General features: G+C 56.7%; 13 protein-coding genes. All 13 read right to left on the bottom strand.

The window, feature by feature from the left end; all coding sequences use genetic code 11:
- Positions 1–4: 4 nt before the first annotated feature.
- The 13 genes from JSS75_12775 to JSS75_12835 all read right to left on the bottom strand — a co-directional run bounded on the left by JSS75_12775 (position 5) and on the right by JSS75_12835 (position 15658).
- Positions 5–1153 (bottom strand): hypothetical protein, encoded by a 1149-nt coding sequence (locus JSS75_12775; GenBank protein MBS1904574.1) that lies wholly within the window; start codon positions 1151–1153, stop codon positions 5–7.
- Entirely contained in the window at positions 1150–1839 is a 690-nt protein-coding gene (locus tag JSS75_12780; GenBank protein MBS1904575.1) for an ABC transporter ATP-binding protein, read from the bottom strand. The genes JSS75_12775 and JSS75_12780 overlap by 4 nt, the downstream gene beginning before the upstream one ends.
- A 3-nt stretch (positions 1840–1842) precedes the next feature.
- Positions 1843–3060: an ABC transporter permease gene (locus tag JSS75_12785; protein ID MBS1904576.1), complete on the bottom strand. Its 1218-nt coding sequence runs from the start codon at positions 3058–3060 to the stop codon at positions 1843–1845.
- Positions 3057–4271: an ABC transporter permease gene (locus JSS75_12790; protein MBS1904577.1), complete on the bottom strand. Its 1215-nt coding sequence runs from the start codon at positions 4269–4271 to the stop codon at positions 3057–3059. Before JSS75_12790 ends, JSS75_12785 begins: the two co-directional genes overlap by 4 nt.
- A complete protein-coding gene (locus JSS75_12795) occupies positions 4268–5047 on the bottom strand; it encodes an outer membrane lipoprotein-sorting protein (protein MBS1904578.1) in 780 nt (259 codons plus the stop codon). The genes JSS75_12790 and JSS75_12795 overlap by 4 nt, the downstream gene beginning before the upstream one ends.
- 66 nt (positions 5048–5113) lie before the next feature.
- Entirely contained in the window at positions 5114–5533 is a 420-nt protein-coding gene (locus JSS75_12800; protein ID MBS1904579.1) for an OsmC family protein, read from the bottom strand.
- Positions 5523–6995, bottom strand: coding sequence for an acetyl-CoA carboxylase biotin carboxylase subunit (locus JSS75_12805; protein ID MBS1904580.1), 1473 nt, complete (start codon positions 6993–6995; stop codon positions 5523–5525). The genes JSS75_12800 and JSS75_12805 overlap by 11 nt, the downstream gene beginning before the upstream one ends.
- A complete protein-coding gene (locus JSS75_12810; protein ID MBS1904581.1) occupies positions 6992–8758 on the bottom strand; it encodes a prolyl oligopeptidase family serine peptidase in 1767 nt (588 codons plus the stop codon). The genes JSS75_12805 and JSS75_12810 overlap by 4 nt, the downstream gene beginning before the upstream one ends.
- Before the next feature lie 6 nt (positions 8759–8764).
- Positions 8765–11254, bottom strand: coding sequence for an endonuclease MutS2 (locus tag JSS75_12815; protein MBS1904582.1), 2490 nt, complete (start codon positions 11252–11254; stop codon positions 8765–8767).
- Positions 11244–11759, bottom strand: a complete 516-nt coding sequence (locus tag JSS75_12820; protein ID MBS1904583.1) for a CvpA family protein — start codon at positions 11757–11759, stop codon at positions 11244–11246. Before JSS75_12820 ends, JSS75_12815 begins: the two co-directional genes overlap by 11 nt.
- Positions 11760–12218, bottom strand: coding sequence for a GatB/YqeY domain-containing protein (locus JSS75_12825; protein MBS1904584.1), 459 nt, complete (start codon positions 12216–12218; stop codon positions 11760–11762). It lies immediately after the preceding gene.
- A 38-nt stretch (positions 12219–12256) separates the two neighbouring features.
- On the bottom strand, positions 12257–12931 hold the full coding sequence (locus tag JSS75_12830; protein MBS1904585.1) for an SDR family oxidoreductase: 675 nt from the start codon (positions 12929–12931) through the stop codon (positions 12257–12259).
- A 36-nt stretch (positions 12932–12967) separates the two neighbouring features.
- Positions 12968–15658 (bottom strand): T9SS type A sorting domain-containing protein, encoded by a 2691-nt coding sequence (locus JSS75_12835; protein ID MBS1904586.1) that lies wholly within the window; start codon positions 15656–15658, stop codon positions 12968–12970.
- Between the last annotated feature and the right edge of the window lie 43 nt (positions 15659–15701).

Raw genomic sequence — 15701 nt, forward strand, 5'->3', positions numbered from 1 at the left:
CCGCTTAAAAGCTCCAGCGCAGACGAAGGAAGAACGCGTTTGCCGCGGCGGCGTATGGCCCCGTCGCATTATTGAAGAAGGATTCGAGCGTAAGATCGGCATCGACGTTCTCCGCGAGCGAATACGCAATGCTTGGGAACAGGATGAGCGATCCGTTGGTCGGCGAGTAGAGAACCGCAGCCGTCGCGGTGAAGAGCGGTGTGAAGGCCTTCGAAGCCGATAGATACCCCGTGTATCGAAACGGCATCAACTGCCGTGCGGTGCGGGTCGCGTCGAAGAGCTCCCCCCCGGAAGCCGCCGATGCAGGCACGTCGCTGCAATACAGACCTGAAAGTGTGAGGAAGTAACCGCCGATCACATGATCGAACGTCATGGATGCCGTCACCGCCGAAGTGTGCCCGGAACTGGCGCCGAAGTAGCTTGCCTCCCCCTTCCAACCTGCATCGCCTATATTGCCCGCAAAGCCGACACCCGCAACAGGGCTTCCGCGAAAGGCCCCTGCAAGTGCCTGCAGATCGTATCCGCCGACATTCCACATCGCTCGAACCGCTGCCGTCATATCTCTCCACGCTCTGTTCTCGAACGCCCCTTCGACTGACAAGCCTGGCTCGATCGTATAGCGGGCTCGCACGGCCTCGGCCCCCGGCCCTTCTTCGTAATCGAAGTCGAAGACATTGTACGAATTGAAAATGTCGTTTGGTGTCCAAATGGTATTGATCCCCCAGTTCAACCTCTGAATACCGGCACGAACGGAAAGATCGCCATCCGTTTCGTCCAAATACAATCGATCTAGCATCGTATGAAGAATCAACGAGCGGTTATGTGCCCACATGATCGATTCATTCGATGAGCCGACCAACTGCGACGCATCGCTGACATAGCGAACTCCCTCACCGTAGTAAAGTCTGGTGCGCGCTTCGGCGTGTAACTCAAGTCTCGACCCGATCGAGACCGAGAGCCCAAGACGATTATGTAGTTCGCCGAGTGTGACAACGGTATCGATGCTTCTCGCGAACTGGAAGATCGTCAGTTGCTTGAGATAGCCGCGGAAATCATGGACCGAAATATCCCGTCGCGAACTATCATCCTGCGCCCGAGCAACGCCGCTCAGTGACAGCAAGATGAATGCGAGAACTCCGAACCGTCGGATCATGCTGCGTTCGGGACATCGGAGACCACACGTCCGTCCTCGAGCGTGATTACCCTCCGGGCCCGTTCGATCACCCGTGCATCGTGCGTCGAGAACACGAACGTCATTTGCTCCTCACGGTTGAGCGTGAGCATCATGTCCAGGAGCGTCGAGGCGGATTTCGAATCGAGATTCGCTGTCGGCTCGTCGGCAAGCACGAACTGTGGTTTCGAGGCGAGCGCCCGGGCGACCGCAACGCGTTGTTGCTGTCCTCCGCTCAGATCCGAAGGTCGTGTGTCCCGCTTGTCCTCAATACCTACTTCTCGCAATAGCTCCACCACACGCGCCGTACGCTCGCTCTTCCCGCGGCCTTGCAGTAACATGATAAATTCGATGTTTTCCCCTGCGGTCAGGACAGGAATAAGATTGTACGACTGGAACACAAAGCCGATGTTCTTGAGGCGGAAATCGATCAGCTCATTATCCTTGAGCCCCGTGATGTTCACCCCACCGACTTCCACATGTCCAGTGGTAGGCTTGTCAAGTCCTCCAATCATGTTCAGCAGCGTCGTCTTCCCGCTACCCGACGGACCGACCAACGCAACAAACTCTCCCTTCTCAATATGCAGATGCACGTTGTTCACCGCATGCACCGGCACAGCCTCCTGATAGACCTTCGAGACGTTGTGCGTATCAATGACTGTTTGCATAGTTCATTTCCGAATTGCTTCCGCCGGTTGAAGTTTCAACGCTTTTCGCGCTGGGAACATCGCCGACAGAAATGCGGTGACGGCCACGAGCACCAGCACCAGAACATAATGCTCCGCCCCGAGCTTCGGGTACACGACGTCCTCATACCCGAACGCACGCAACGATTGCTGAAATGCGCTGATGTCGATCCCATACTTGCCGAAATAACTGACCGTCGCGAACGTCATTAGCATCCCGACCGGACACCCGACGAGCACAAGAAAGAACGTCTCGGAGACGATCATCCCGAACACGCGCCGACGGTTCATTCCGAGCGCAATCAGCATCCCGATCTCGCGGGTGCGCTCGAGCACCGCCATGAGCATTGTGTTCACGATCCCGAACGCCATCGCCAGCAGCACGATACCCATGAAGATATACATCGTCATATCGATCGACGAAACGACCAGGTCGAGCTCCGGCGAAATGCTCCGCCAGTCTTGCACGAGCAACTGCGGGAATTTCTTGGCGAGCTCGGGCGCGACCGTATCCACTTGCGTCGAAGTGTGTAGTAAGACCGCGATCTCCGTGCACAGAGAATCGACGCCGAAAAGTCCGTCCAGATCGCTCGAAAGCGCAAAGACATTTCGCTCGTCGTACGGTTCGTTTTTCGTTCGGAAGATGCCCGCAACGCGAAACGCACCCGCGACGATGTTCCCGCTCGTGTCGAGCAGCGTTACCACCAGCTTCGAACCGATCCGCGCCTTCAGTTTCTGTGCAAGCTTCTGCCCGACGAGCAGTTCGTTGTGTTTCTGCCCCGGGAAATATTTCCCGTCGATGAGTTTGGTCGGCAGCTTCGTCACCCGCGCTTCGTCCTGCGGGTCTACCCCATTCACTTCCACGCCGGTGCTTCCGTTGGCCGAGCCGATCATTCCACGCGCGATCAGCCGCGGAGAGATCGCCGCCACTTGTGGCAACGATCGAACGACGGACGTCACCCGAGCAGCATTCGGGATACTGAAGCGAACATCCTCATCGTCCTTGAACTTCGGATGATGGATCTGGATATGGGAGATCTCGGTCTCGATCGCGCTGGCAACGCGCTCCTCCCCGAACCCGACATAGAAGCTCATAACGAACATCCCGGCCCAGAGTCCGAGCGCGACCGACATGATAATGACCATGCTCCGGGCAGGATGCCGCCACACGTTGCGCCACGCTATGGTCAGGAGCCTCGTCATCGCTTCATGCTCAATACAGGGTCAATACGGCGTGCTTTGAACAGCGGGTAGAGCCCGATGAGGATCGACACGACGAACACGATCGACGCCTGCTCGGTGAAGATCCGAAGTTCGACGGTCGTCGGCATGACCGGCTCGAAGCCGAATTGTGCGTACACCTCGGCGATCCGCCCGGTGAAGCGGATCGGGTGGTCGTGCATGAACCACACGACCGGTAAGCTAACGATCGCTCCGGCGAGCGCACCGAGCAACGAAGTCGCAAGCGTCTCGCCAAAGAGCATCATCGCGATCGCCCGTCGCTTCATCCCGACTGCAACAAGCATCCCAAGCTCGTATGTCCGCTCGTTCATCATCATGAGGGCGGTACCGAAGATGCCGAAGGCGATCACACAATACAGGATACCGATCATGATCCAATAGAACATACCATCGGCTTCCATGTGGGTCTTGATCTCCGGCATGAGCGTCTCCCACGTCATCACCTCGTACGAGCTTCCGAGCGTATGCTGCAGCGAGGAGTCGATTTCATATAGTTCTCGCTCATCGCTCAGAGACAACGCGAGTGCTGTGACCCGGCCATCTGCTCCGAGAAAATCTTGCATCGCGGGAAGCGGCAGGAACAACGTTGACGCATTCAGCGGCGGGGACGCGAAGGACACGATCCCGATCACCGGATACTTTGCGGCTGCTTGCACACCCTGATATCCTTGGCTCAGCATCACCACGGTATCACCGACATGCAGCGATAACTTCTTTGCAAGCCCGGCAGCGACGAGTGCGCCGCGATCATCGACGGTGAAATACCGTCCCTCGACGACCCGACTGCGAAGACCGGTAAGCTGGTCCTCACCCGTGGGATCGGTACCCACGCACAAACATCCTTTGGTATCGCCGGTGCCGGTCGCAAGCACGAACGACTCCAACCTCGGCAGTACTACCTTCACGCGGGCGTCTTGGCGGATCGCACGGGTTACGTTGCTATCGAGTGCGAAGCTATGATCGATCGTTTGCTCGTCCCAGTAGCCGGCACGGTGCACCTGTATCCAACCGGAGTGAAAGCTCACGACATTTCGGATCAGTTGTTCGAACGCCCCCTGCTGCAACGAACGCATGACGATCGCAAGAAGGACGGCGAAGAGTACCGACGCCATCGTGATGAACGCACGGCGTTTGTTCCTCCAGATGTTTCGCCATACCAGACGGCCGATCATTTCACCGTTTGCATTGACTCAGTGCGGAATAGTTCGTCCTTGAGGGGCAGGTCGAACTTCAAATCCGTGTAGCTCAGAATCGTCTTGTTGCCGGGTTTGTCGGCCGGGACCATTTCCAGCCGTGTGACGACCATTCTGCCGCCGATCTTCTTCACATCCGAACCGGAGAGCGTATTCACAAGCGAACCGTCTTCATCGTAGTACTCGGCTCGGAGGATCAGTAGTTCTTTCTTCTCGATCCAAAGAATGACCTTCCCCCACACGACTGCCGCTTCCTTCTTGGGGATCAGCTGAACCTTATAGCAAGACTCACCCTCGATGGACGCTTCACCGAGCAGCGTGTGCGTGTAGTCGTCCACAACGCTCGCTTCGCGGACGAGATCGTCATTCGTGAAATCGGTACCCATCCACGACTCGCTCATCATCGAAGGCGGGAGCTTCACCGTGCGCTCAATGCTCGGTAGCCAATTCCACACTTCACGTTTACGCTTGAGAAAGACCGTCCCCTTTTCGCGGGCCGGGGCGGTGACCAGCACCAGCGCAAGGTCGCTTCCCTTCGACCAGGTGTGCATCATCATCTCCCGAGAATAGCTTGGGCGGACGATACGGATCGTGAGGGTGGCCTCCGAGCTTTTGCCGCGCTGTTTTTGGTCGGCTTGCCGGACGATCTCTGTGGCGTTCTGGGCAATAAGACCCGATGCGGAGGAGAGAAGCATCAGCAGTGCGCCACCGATCGCCGTTACCAATGACTGGCGTCTGTGTTTTGACTGGAACATAGCACAAACTTACGGCAATCGAGCCGACGCTGTGGCAAACTTGCTCCGGTGGGCACGCCGATGATGCTAATTGATCAGGATTTCGGTTGAGACTTCCATTGCTTTGCGCAACATCGTCGAAACCCCACAGTACTTCTCCTGCGAAAGCGAGACCGCACGCTCGATCTTGTCGCGCGAGGCCTCGAGCCCTTCGCCGGTGAAACGGTAGATGATCTTCATATCCGTATAGACCTTCGGATGCTCATCGCCTCCGTCGGCTTTGACGTCAATGGAGAACGAGTCCGGCTTGACCTGCATCTTCTCGAGCATGAGCACCACGTCCATTCCCGTGCAGCCTGCGGTCGCAAGCAGTAGTAATGGTTTCGGTGTCGGACCCTTCATGGGGCTGCCGTCCTTATGGGCGCCGTCCAGGGTGATGTGAAATCCCTCTATGGTGCCGTCGAACTCGAAGCCGCCCTTCCATTCACATGTCGCTTCATGATGCATTGTTCACTCCTACAAATAGTTGTCGTTGCCTGTTCATCTGTGCATGCTGAGCGGCGGCAAGCAACGCAGGCGTTTGCTCCTGGAGCAATGCGCCATAGATCGCATCCTTGCGCTCAGCGGTAAATTCTTCTTCTACAAACTTTGTCGAGAGAGCTCCGCTCTTGAATGTGTCGTTACCCATCACAAAGCGGTGGAACGGGATCGTCGTCGACACGCCGGCCACACGCATCTCCTCGAGTGCGCGCTTCATGCGGGCGATCGCCCCGTCGCGGGTCATGTCCCAGACGATGAGCTTCGAGAGCAGCGAGTCGTAGTATCCCGATACTTCGAGGCCCGGATACATCGCACTGTCGTTGCGAACGAATGCGCCGCTAGGGTGGCGAACATGCGAGATCGTCCCGAGACTCGGCAAGAACTCGTTCCAAACATCCTCTGCCTGAATGCGTACTTCGATCGCATGCCCGCGAAGGACAATATCCTTCTGCTTGAATGGCAGCTTCGCGCCTTCGGCAATACGGAATTGCTCGCGCACCAGATCGTACCCGGTGATGAACTCCGTGATCGGATGCTCCACCTGCAGACGAGTGTTCACCTCAAGGAAGTAGTATTTCCCGTTCTCATCGACAAGAAACTCAACAGTCCCGGCGCCTTCATACTTCGCTTCTCGCACCAGTGAGATCGCTGCTTCGCCCATCTCCTTGCGAAGTTCGGGCGTCAGGACGACCGACGGCGCTTCTTCAACAAGCTTCTGATGCCGACGTTGGATCGAGCACTCGCGCTCGCCGAGATAGACGGCGTTGCCGTGAGTGTCTGCGAGCACTTGAAATTCGATATGTCGCGGCCTCGTGATATACTTCTCGACGTACACTCTGTCATCACCGAATGCACTCAGCGCTTCGCCCTGTGCACGAGCGAGCGAGCTTTCGATGTCCTCTTCCTTCTCGACCACGCGCATTCCTTTGCCGCCACCGCCTGCTGCGGCTTTGAGCAGGACGGGATATCCGACGCGCTTCGCGACCGCCTTTGCTTCGCTGGCGTCGTTGAGCGCTTCCGTCGTACCGCCCGGCGTCGGGACCCCAAGCTTCTGCGCGATCACGCGGGCCTTCGTCTTATCGCCGAGCAGGTCGATCGCTTCGGGCGTGGGGCCGATAAACACGATCCCGCGGTCTACACATGCCTGCGAGAACGCCGCGTTCTCTGAGAGGAAGCCATAACCGGGATGCACCGCATCGGCCTTCATCTTCAAGGCAGCATCGAGTACTTGCTCAATATCGAGATACGATTCGCGCGGGGTGTTTCCGGCGAGGCGCGTGTACGCGTCGGCCTCTCGGACATAGAGCGCCGTTTCGTCATGCGGCGAACAGATTGCTGCAGCACGGTACCCGCACTCATGTGCCGAACGGATCACGCGACGCGCGATCTCCGAACGATTGGCGACTAAGATCGTCTTGAATTGTTTCAATGGTCTCGTAGGATCAGTACCTTCCGCATCACAACCCCGCTACTGCGTCTGTCACGCAGGAAGTACAATCCGGGAGTTAGATGCTCGGTAGGAATAAGAAGATTCACATCGGCATGCGACACGCACACACCACGAAGATCATATAACACCGTTTCGCTGCTCGCGGCCAGTATCGGTTCGCCCAGCAAGACAACGATCGAACTCGTCGGCTGCGTCACCCCCACAGTTTCAGGCCGCACAGCGGCAGGATCGGGGAGTTGAAACGCCGAGAAGACGAGATAACTGTACTGCTGGCTCTGGCTGAAGAGCGTATCGAACGCACTCTCCTGCGGCGCGAACGCCGATTGCCCGAATTCATCGGACGATACCAGCAGCGGCATCCCGAACTTGAGCGATGCGCGAAGTCGGTGGCCTTTGCGTATGGTGTGTACGACCGGGTTCAACCGATACGCGATCGTCGCACGCCCGGCCTTATCCGTTCGTACTTCCGATGCGCCCCGCGTGAACATCACAGTATGTCCTGTATCGTCAACATCCCACAGAAGTATGTTTGCCTGATATCGCAATCCACTCGAACCGAGTTGAAGATACGCACCGGCGTTCATGAAGGTCCGGTCGGAATCGAGCGGTGGGGTCGTGAAATAGTAGGTAAGATCATTCGTCAGATTTTGGATGTACGCAGACGATGCCACTAGCGGCTGTGACTGCGGCTGCTCCATCAGCGACCCGCCGGGTCCGAAGAAATAACGCTTCGTGAATGTCTGTGGCTCAAGGTTCGCGTGCAGCTGTGCGTTCGATGTCGCAAACGATGAGGAATTATCCGTCTCGTAGAACGTGACGGCGGAGTCGGGGTTCATGATGTTCTCCGTCGTATCGCCCCGAAGCCACCTGTTATAGAAGCGAAGTGTCAGCGCCAGACGTTCATCGCCGATCGCTCCGCCTGGTACGGAGTGGTCTCCTGCCCAAATGAGGAGCTTCTTCGGTGTACGGATAGAATCGTATGCATGAAGTACTGCTCCCGTCCCGAATAGTTGATCATACCAACTGCATTGCAGAAAGATCGGAATATTCACCGAGCGGATCTTTGCGCCGAGGTCGCGCTTACCGAGCAGTTGGGTCAGGCTCGAATAATTATCCGCGCTGATCGTCGGGATGATGGTGTCGGTGATATACTTCCCCAGATTGACGCGCCCCAACTGTTGCGCCCCGTTCACCGCAGCCACGAACGCATAGTTCATGCAGCCGTTGAACGTGAAGGTCTCGGCGTAGTTCGGCACGGCGATGATCGGCACCGCACACTTCACCGGCACGTGCTTTGCGATCGCACCCCACGTCGTGAGGCCGCCCTGCGATGCGCCTTCCATGCCAACACGAGTACTATCAACGTCCGGAAGACGGCGCATCCAGTCGATGATCTCCGCCACATCTTGAAGCTCTCTGTCGCCGGTGAACCAATTAAACTGTCCACCAGACTGATTGCCTGCAGGCGCGCCAATACCCTCGCCTCGCACGGTATAGGCAACGACGAAGTAGCCTGCATTCGCGTAGACCGTCGCAACAGCATCGTAGTCGGCTTTCGAGCCACCGAAGCCATGCACACACAGGATCGCCGGATACCCACTCGCGGGCATGGCGCTCGCCGGCACGTAGTAGCTCAGTGCGAGCGAGACGGAATCGCTCGTAACGAATACGGTATCAATGCGCGATGCGAATGCGGCGTCGGCACTCCAGAGCAAGCACAGAAGTATGAGTATTCGTCTCACGCGGTGCTATTTCAGCTCAACGATGGTCACGCCCATACCGCCTTCGGTGCGTTCGCCAAATCGGAACGAGGCGACGATGGGCTCGGTACGAAGATACTGCTGAATGCGGCGTCCGAGTGCGCCGCTTCCGGTGCCATGGAGGATCTCCACCTTATTCAACCCACGCGCGTTCGCATCGTGAATGAACTTCTCGACCTCCATCACACCTTCGTCGCCATATTTCCCGCGCAGATCGATACGAGGTTTGAACATCTCGTCGAAGTAGGTACCGACCTTTGCGATCTGCTTCCGTTCCTCGCGCCGTGCATCGGCATTCGAGACAACTTCCAATTGCGACGCCTTCGTGCGCATCTTGAGCGAACCGAACAGCACTTCGATATCCTTCCCATCGATCGAGAGCACCTCGCCCGCTTGCGACGGGTTCGAGAGCATCCTGACTTTCGCACCAACCTCGAGCTTCAGGTCGGCGTTTGTCTTCGCGACGCTCTTGTCAATGTGTTCTTCGAGCGAATCCGCAAGTGCCTTCAGTTCTGTCTTCTGCTTCACCCGCAGTGTCGCCAGATCCTGCTCGGACTGCGTCGGCCCGCTCGGCGTGGCAGCTTCGCGCGCTTCGCGGATGGCGCGCTCGACATAGCTGTTCGCCTTCGATAAGATTTCGTCGGCTTGACGGGATGCGGTCGAGAGTATCTTTTTTCGCTCCGATGAGATCTCGTCATTGCGTCGCTCGAACTCCAGTCGTTCAAAGCGAGCTTTGCCAAGTTCTTTATCAAGTTCGATATTTCGCCCCGCAAGCTCTTGCTCCTTCTCGCTGAGCGAATCGATGAGTTGTTGGAGACGATTCGTCTTGCCGCCTGCAAGCTCGCGAGCGCGGGCGATGATTTTCTTCGGAAGTTCGTAGCGTTCGGCAATGTCGAACGCATGCGACGACCCCGGCACGCCCATACGGAAGCGGTACGTCGGCTGTAGTGTCTCTGCGGAGAATTCCATTGAGCCGTTGACCGCTCCTTCGACCGACTCCGCAAAACCGGCCAAACGGCCGTAGTGCGTCGTTGCGATCGTAAAACCTGCAGCACGCGTCAGATGCTCGAGGATGCTCTCAGCAAGCGGGCCACCCTCTTCCGGTGCTGTACCCGATCCTATTTCATCGAGCAACACAACGCTGTGTTCGTTCACTCGTGAAAGGATCTCTTTGAGCGACTTCACATGCGAGCTGAAGGTTGAGAGATCGTCCGCAATAGACTGCGAGTCACCGATATCAACATAGAGCCCGTCGAGGCTCGGCACTTCGGACGGTCCTTCCACCGGGATCGGCAACCCAGCCTGCGCCATCAAGAGCGCCAGCCCGGTCGTCTTGAGCAGCACTGTCTTACCACCGGCATTCGGGCCGGTGAGCACCAGCGTATGCTTCTCGTTATCAAGTTCGATCGAGAACGGGACGGTCTTCTCCTTACCAAGTTTCGCGATCAGGAACGGGTGACGCGCTTCTTTGAGCACGAGTCGCAGATCGTTCGGTCGCTTCTGCTCGGGTAATGCGGGCGTGGATGCCCAGATACTGTTCGCATAGCGAGCTTTTGCGTACACTGCTTCGAGATGGCCGCAGAGTTCGGTGGACTTCATCAACGGACGCACCGAGTTACGGAGCCGTTCGGTCAATTCTCTGAGGATCCGGTCGATCTCGCGCTGCTCGGTAAACTCGAGCGAGCGCATCTCGTTGTTGAGGTCGATGGTCTCCGAAGGCTCGATGTAGATCGTCTGCCCCGTCTGCGAAACGGAGTGGATCATCCCCTGCACCTTGCGCTTATTCTCGGCCTTGACCGGAATGACGGCTCTTCCGTCGCGCTGCGTGATGATCTGCTCCTGCAGAATATCCTCTTCGCTATATTTCTTGATGAGCGCGGCAAGCCTGTTGCGCAACCGCTCGCTCGTCGCGACGATCTCGCGGCGGATCGAATGCAGCTCTGAGCTCGCATTGTCGCGCACATTCCCATTCTCGTCGAAGACGGCATCGAAGGCCATCTCGAGCAGGCGGTCTTCGAAGAGATGAATAGCCGAACGCCAGAGCGTCGGGACACCTGCATTGCGTTTTGCGAAGAACTCGCGCAGCAGTCGCATCGTCTTCATCGACTGCACGAGCGGCAATCCCTCGTCCTGATAGATCGTACTGCCTTCGATATCCACCTTGTGCAGTGTCGTTCGGATATCGCTCAGCCCGGCGAACGACGGCATCTCCCCTGCTTCGATGAGTCCGCGGAATTCCGAGATCTCGGAGAACGACCGCTCGATCTTCTCACGGTCGAGCGACGGCACGAGTTCATTAGAAAGTGCAAGACGTCCGAACACTGTAGAAGAGTGGCGCAGATGCGCGTCGAGGATTAGTTGGAATTCCAACTTCTCGGCGGCATGGCGGAACGACGGCGGAATGCGGCGCAAGAATGCGCTGTGCAACTCTGTAGATTCGCTTTGTGCGATCGTCTCGGGAGAAACGTCAGTGGTCATTCTGGGTGGAAGGCTGAACAGGACGGTCGTTGAAGAACTCGTCCGATGTGCTCGTTGCCAGCGGTTTGATCTGTGCAACGACAAGTGAAGTAGTATGTAGTGCGGCCGGATAAAGTACCGCACCTTTCATCGTGCTGCTCGACGGCACGTGGAACAGACGGAAGAATGCGGCGACCAAGCCGATCACAAGCAGCATCCGAAGTCCGCCGAGGCCGGCCCCGGCGATCCGGTCGAGCCCAGAGATCACACCTTTCTTCGGTTTGATGCGCTTAATGATGGACGAGCCGATCACCATCAACACCAGAAACACGATGAAGAAGCCGATCACAGGGTGCAGATACGACGAGCCCAGCAGTGCCTTGCCGACGACAGTCCCGATGGCCGAAGCCACGAACAATGCCGCGACAAAGAGAATGAAGGATGCTACGATATCCACCGCACCGCGGCGGTAGCCTTTGTAGATCGCCAAGGCGAGCAAGATACCGATCACGATGTCGATCGTCATTTACGACGCCAGCGCTGCAAGCTTCTCTTTGACGACTTCCTGTACGGTCTTGCCGTCAGCCTGTCCTTTGAGTTCTTTCATCAGCGGACCGATGACCTTGTTCGTATCGGCAGGGCCTGCGGCACCGGTGCTTGCGATCATCGCCTCCACTTTCGCAGCGATCTCCTCGCGCGAAAGCTGCTTCGGCAGAAACTCCTGGATAATAACGAGCTCGTGTTGCTCCTTCTCGGCAAGCTCCGGACGGTTATTTGTCTGATAGATCTCGATGGCGTCCTTGCGCTTCTTTGCGGCCGACATCAAGAGCTTCATCTCATCGTCGGCGTTCATCTCGCGGTCTGCGCCGCTTTTTTCAAACTCGAGGATGAGTGCGCGCAGACTGCGCAGTGTTTCGGTGCGAAGCTTCTCGCCCGATTTCATGGCGGCCGTGAGTTCGGTCGTGATACGTTCCTTCAGCGACATAACGATTGCAGAATGGTATTGAGAGCCCTATAACAAGATCACATCTTGTTAGGTACCCGCAATTGCGCACCGTTTACCGCTCGTCCGGCATCCCTGGCAAGGAACTGGCAAAGGGCCGCGATGTCCTCCGGCGTTGTCCATCGCGGAATATCTTCGGGTGAACCCCACGAGAGATTGGCAGGGGTGTTGATAACGGTCGGTATGATACAATTCGCAGTGACGCCGTATTCCTTTGTTTCGAGAGCGATCGTCTGGGTAAATGCGATCACTGCGGATTTTGCCGCGACATACGCCGACTTCTTCGGATCGGGATGCAGCGCCGTCTCGGCGCCGATCGTGACGATCGAACCACGACCGAGCGGCTTCATGAGTTTGGTTGCCTCTTTGACGGTGACGAATGTGGAAACAATATTGAGATCAAGCACAAAACGGAAATCCTCGATCGGCATCTCTTCGTGCGCCGCCCAGGGCTTCAGGCCGCCAATGGTTGCAATCAGTTGCATCGGTGCGCCGAGTTTCGCGGCAAGCACACCATACGCCTCGCGAACGGATTGCTCGTCCGTACTATTGATCTTCGCGAATGCGAAGCGCTCGTGCGTGAAACCGTCGTCGAGCACATCGAAGCCCGCGACATTCCATCCCGCTGCGAGATATGACTCGCGGATACCGCGACCGAGACCGCCGGAAGAGCCCGTCAGAAAAAGCGTGTCCATATGGTGTATATGCGTTGCGGCGTCCGCGCCCATTCGTCACTCAATGACGACCATGCCGCTACGATGTTCGTTGCCAAAGACGAAGCGGTAATAATACACACCGGCCGCTAATGACGCAGGCAGTTGGTATCGCACCTGGTGTTCGCCTGCCTGCTCGAGGTGCTGCATGATCGGAGTTGCAACTACTTGTCCGAGTGCGTTCAGAAGTTGAAGTTCCATCACGCCGCTCGTCGGCAGTGTGTACGAGAATTCGAGCGATTGTCCGCGATGCGCCGGGTTCGGCGAGACCTCACGAATGGCAAGCGAATTCCCCGAGCCATATTCCGGCGTTACTCCGCTTTCGAGACCGCAACCATACACCAGCAACGTTAGCGTCGTGCCGTCGGTAAAGTGGACAGTGAAGAACGAGCTGTCATTACCGGTTTGCGTGGGTGTGAACCGCACAGAAATATATGCGCTTGCGCCGGATGAGACGGTGATCGGGTTTGCCGAAGTGACAGAAGTTACGATATTGAAAGACGTCGGTGGGGTGCACCATACCGAATCGATGACCTTGTCACCGATCCCCAAATTCGAGATCTTTACCGAATCGATCTGCGACGTCCCGACCGCGATGCACGGTATTACGAATCCTTTGCCGACCGGCCCCGAACCGGCGAGCAGAAGCTGAGCAAAATGCATGCAATCGGCGTCGAGCAGTAACGTGGTACTGTATGCCCCGGAAATACTCGAAACGAATTGAACATGGACGACGATGGAATCACCAGCAGCGAGCGAAGACGACGGTTTGTCGAGCAGCGTGAACCCTGCAGACCCCGACGGATCGAGCTTTAGGTTGCTGAGATTGATTGCCAGTTTTCCGGTATTCACTAACGTCAGGGAAAGCGTATCGGGCGTATTCGCGACAAACTCTACGTTGGTCTTTCCATGAGCTGCAAGAGCCGCTCCTGCGTCGATGGCAATGTCGATGGTCGTCATGTTGCCTGCGAGGTCGGTGACGGTAAGCCTGACGAAGGCTTCTCTCGTACTATCGAGCGATGCAACGGAAAAGCTCGCACTATCTTCAGCTGTCACCTCCAGATCGTTCAACGACGGGTTAAACCCGACATTGTAGAGCGAGTCGATCACGATCGCTCCCAAACCGGAATGGCTCGATCCAGCCTCGCGCAACTGAACCAGGCCGCCAAAACAGCCCGATGCTTGAAGACTTGCGTCCGGAGCCACCGTATCGAGTAAGAACAGTGCGCGATGTCCGAGCGCCGAAGGCCACGCGTAGCTGTCGTCGGTCGTATAGCCATACGATGAAACGCCTACCTCGGCCGTTGAGGTAATGGTATGGCCGCCCGCACCACCACCCGCACTATTGAACTTGACTTGGATATGCTCCCAAGTTGAATTACCGATCTGTTTCTTGACTCGTGACGTGCCCAACAATTGATTGACGCCAATTCCATCGACCATGACTTTCGAGTCATTGGCGACCGGAGTAAAGATATTTATATAATTCGTAAAGTCGGGCTGCCCCGCACCAAGCGACCCTCCAAGTGCAGGAATTATGCAACTTGCGCTTGTTGAGTACTGCTCGACCGGCTCCAGCACCATCATTGCCGGGTCACCGGAATTTCGCTTGCTCACCGATGGTGCGGTATGGGTGGAGGACTCGATATACTGCACGAGTAGAAATGGTGCAGTACTTGTCCATTCGGAAGCGTCGGAAATATCATATAGAAACAACGGAGCCATCTTCGTGTCGATCGAATAGACCGAGGATCCGTTGCGCATGATCGCCTGCGATGGCTGAGTTCCGATAATGAGAAATGCATCTCCACCGTACTGTCTTCCGGCAAACGGGCCGGAAAAATAGTGCTGTCCCCATGCTTGGGTGGGCGGAAGCATTTCGAGAACGTAGTCGCACGATGCATCGGGAGCAGGAATGTTGGGACAGACGGACGCACCCATCACGCCGACCGGATGATTCGCGTGGACGAGCGTACCGGTAAGATCCGGGACACTCCCGGAAACCGGACCGACGGACTGGAACTGCACGCATTCGCCGCGCATAAGCATTACCGTGAAGGGAGTCCCGGCCGCATGGGCAACTGCCGTAGGCTTCCCGTTCTGGCGGATGTCAAAGCTGGGCGTGATCGTAACAGTCGTGGAATCATGATTCGCCACAACGACAAACTCGGAAGGCATATCAGCAAGACTCGGATCGACCAGGAACGCACTGTACGCTGCGACTACATAGTCCTTCCCCCACCCCGAAGCCGGCAAGCTCGACATCCCGTCACTGGTGAACGGCGCTCGTGAAAGAAAAGAAACGGCGATATCTGCGTCCGGTGACCAGACATGGACAGTCTTGTTCTCTATTATCCCCGAACTCTGTAATTCGATCGACTTCCCGAAGTCATTGACGCTCGACGCGAGCGCAACGAACGAATTTGCGTTCACGAGACGCTGAAGCACAGGGCCGTTGCCAAACTGCGCGTATACAGTGGCATTATTCGGAGAGGATATATACAGGTAAAAGTATCGGGTTGGGTCAACATTTGCCTGAAAATTCTGCGGAATCGCGAACCAGTAATCCCTGCCGAGTTTGGAGGCATTTGCAAGCGAACTTGCGCGATCCGATTTATGGACGGTTACGTGGATCGGTTGCTGAGCGAAGCTCGTCGCCGCGGCGATGAGGAGGATTTGAAACAGCCACAACTGTGCGAGGGGCTTCATAGAGAATAATCCGATGATGAAATACTGGACAATAATAACAAAC

The sequence above is a fragment of the Bacteroidota bacterium genome, assembly GCA_018266755.1.
Lineage (GTDB): Bacteria > Bacteroidota > Ignavibacteria > Palsa-1295 > Palsa-1295 > JAFDZW01.

What these genes read in the sequence shown, in the direction of transcription:
- JSS75_12800 (MBS1904579.1), bottom strand. Translation starts at nt 5,533, where the DNA reads ATGCATCATGAAGCGACATGTGAATGGAAGGGCGGCTTCGAGTTCGAC.
- JSS75_12825 (MBS1904584.1), bottom strand. Translation starts at nt 12,218, where the DNA reads ATGTCGCTGAAGGAACGTATCACGACCGAACTCACGGCCGCCATGAAA.
- JSS75_12775 (MBS1904574.1), bottom strand. Translation starts at nt 1,153, where the DNA reads ATGATCCGACGGTTCGGAGTTCTCGCATTCATCTTGCTGTCACTGAGC.
- JSS75_12780 (MBS1904575.1), bottom strand. Translation starts at nt 1,839, where the DNA reads ATGCAAACAGTCATTGATACGCACAACGTCTCGAAGGTCTATCAGGAG.
- JSS75_12815 (MBS1904582.1), bottom strand. Translation starts at nt 11,254, where the DNA reads ATGACCACTGACGTTTCTCCCGAGACGATCGCACAAAGCGAATCTACA.
- JSS75_12820 (MBS1904583.1), bottom strand. Translation starts at nt 11,759, where the DNA reads ATGACGATCGACATCGTGATCGGTATCTTGCTCGCCTTGGCGATCTAC.
- JSS75_12785 (MBS1904576.1), bottom strand. Translation starts at nt 3,060, where the DNA reads ATGACGAGGCTCCTGACCATAGCGTGGCGCAACGTGTGGCGGCATCCT.
- JSS75_12790 (MBS1904577.1), bottom strand. Translation starts at nt 4,271, where the DNA reads ATGATCGGCCGTCTGGTATGGCGAAACATCTGGAGGAACAAACGCCGT.
- JSS75_12830 (MBS1904585.1), bottom strand. Translation starts at nt 12,931, where the DNA reads ATGGACACGCTTTTTCTGACGGGCTCTTCCGGCGGTCTCGGTCGCGGT.
- JSS75_12795 (MBS1904578.1), bottom strand. Translation starts at nt 5,047, where the DNA reads ATGTTCCAGTCAAAACACAGACGCCAGTCATTGGTAACGGCGATCGGT.
- JSS75_12835 (MBS1904586.1), bottom strand. Translation starts at nt 15,658, where the DNA reads ATGAAGCCCCTCGCACAGTTGTGGCTGTTTCAAATCCTCCTCATCGCC.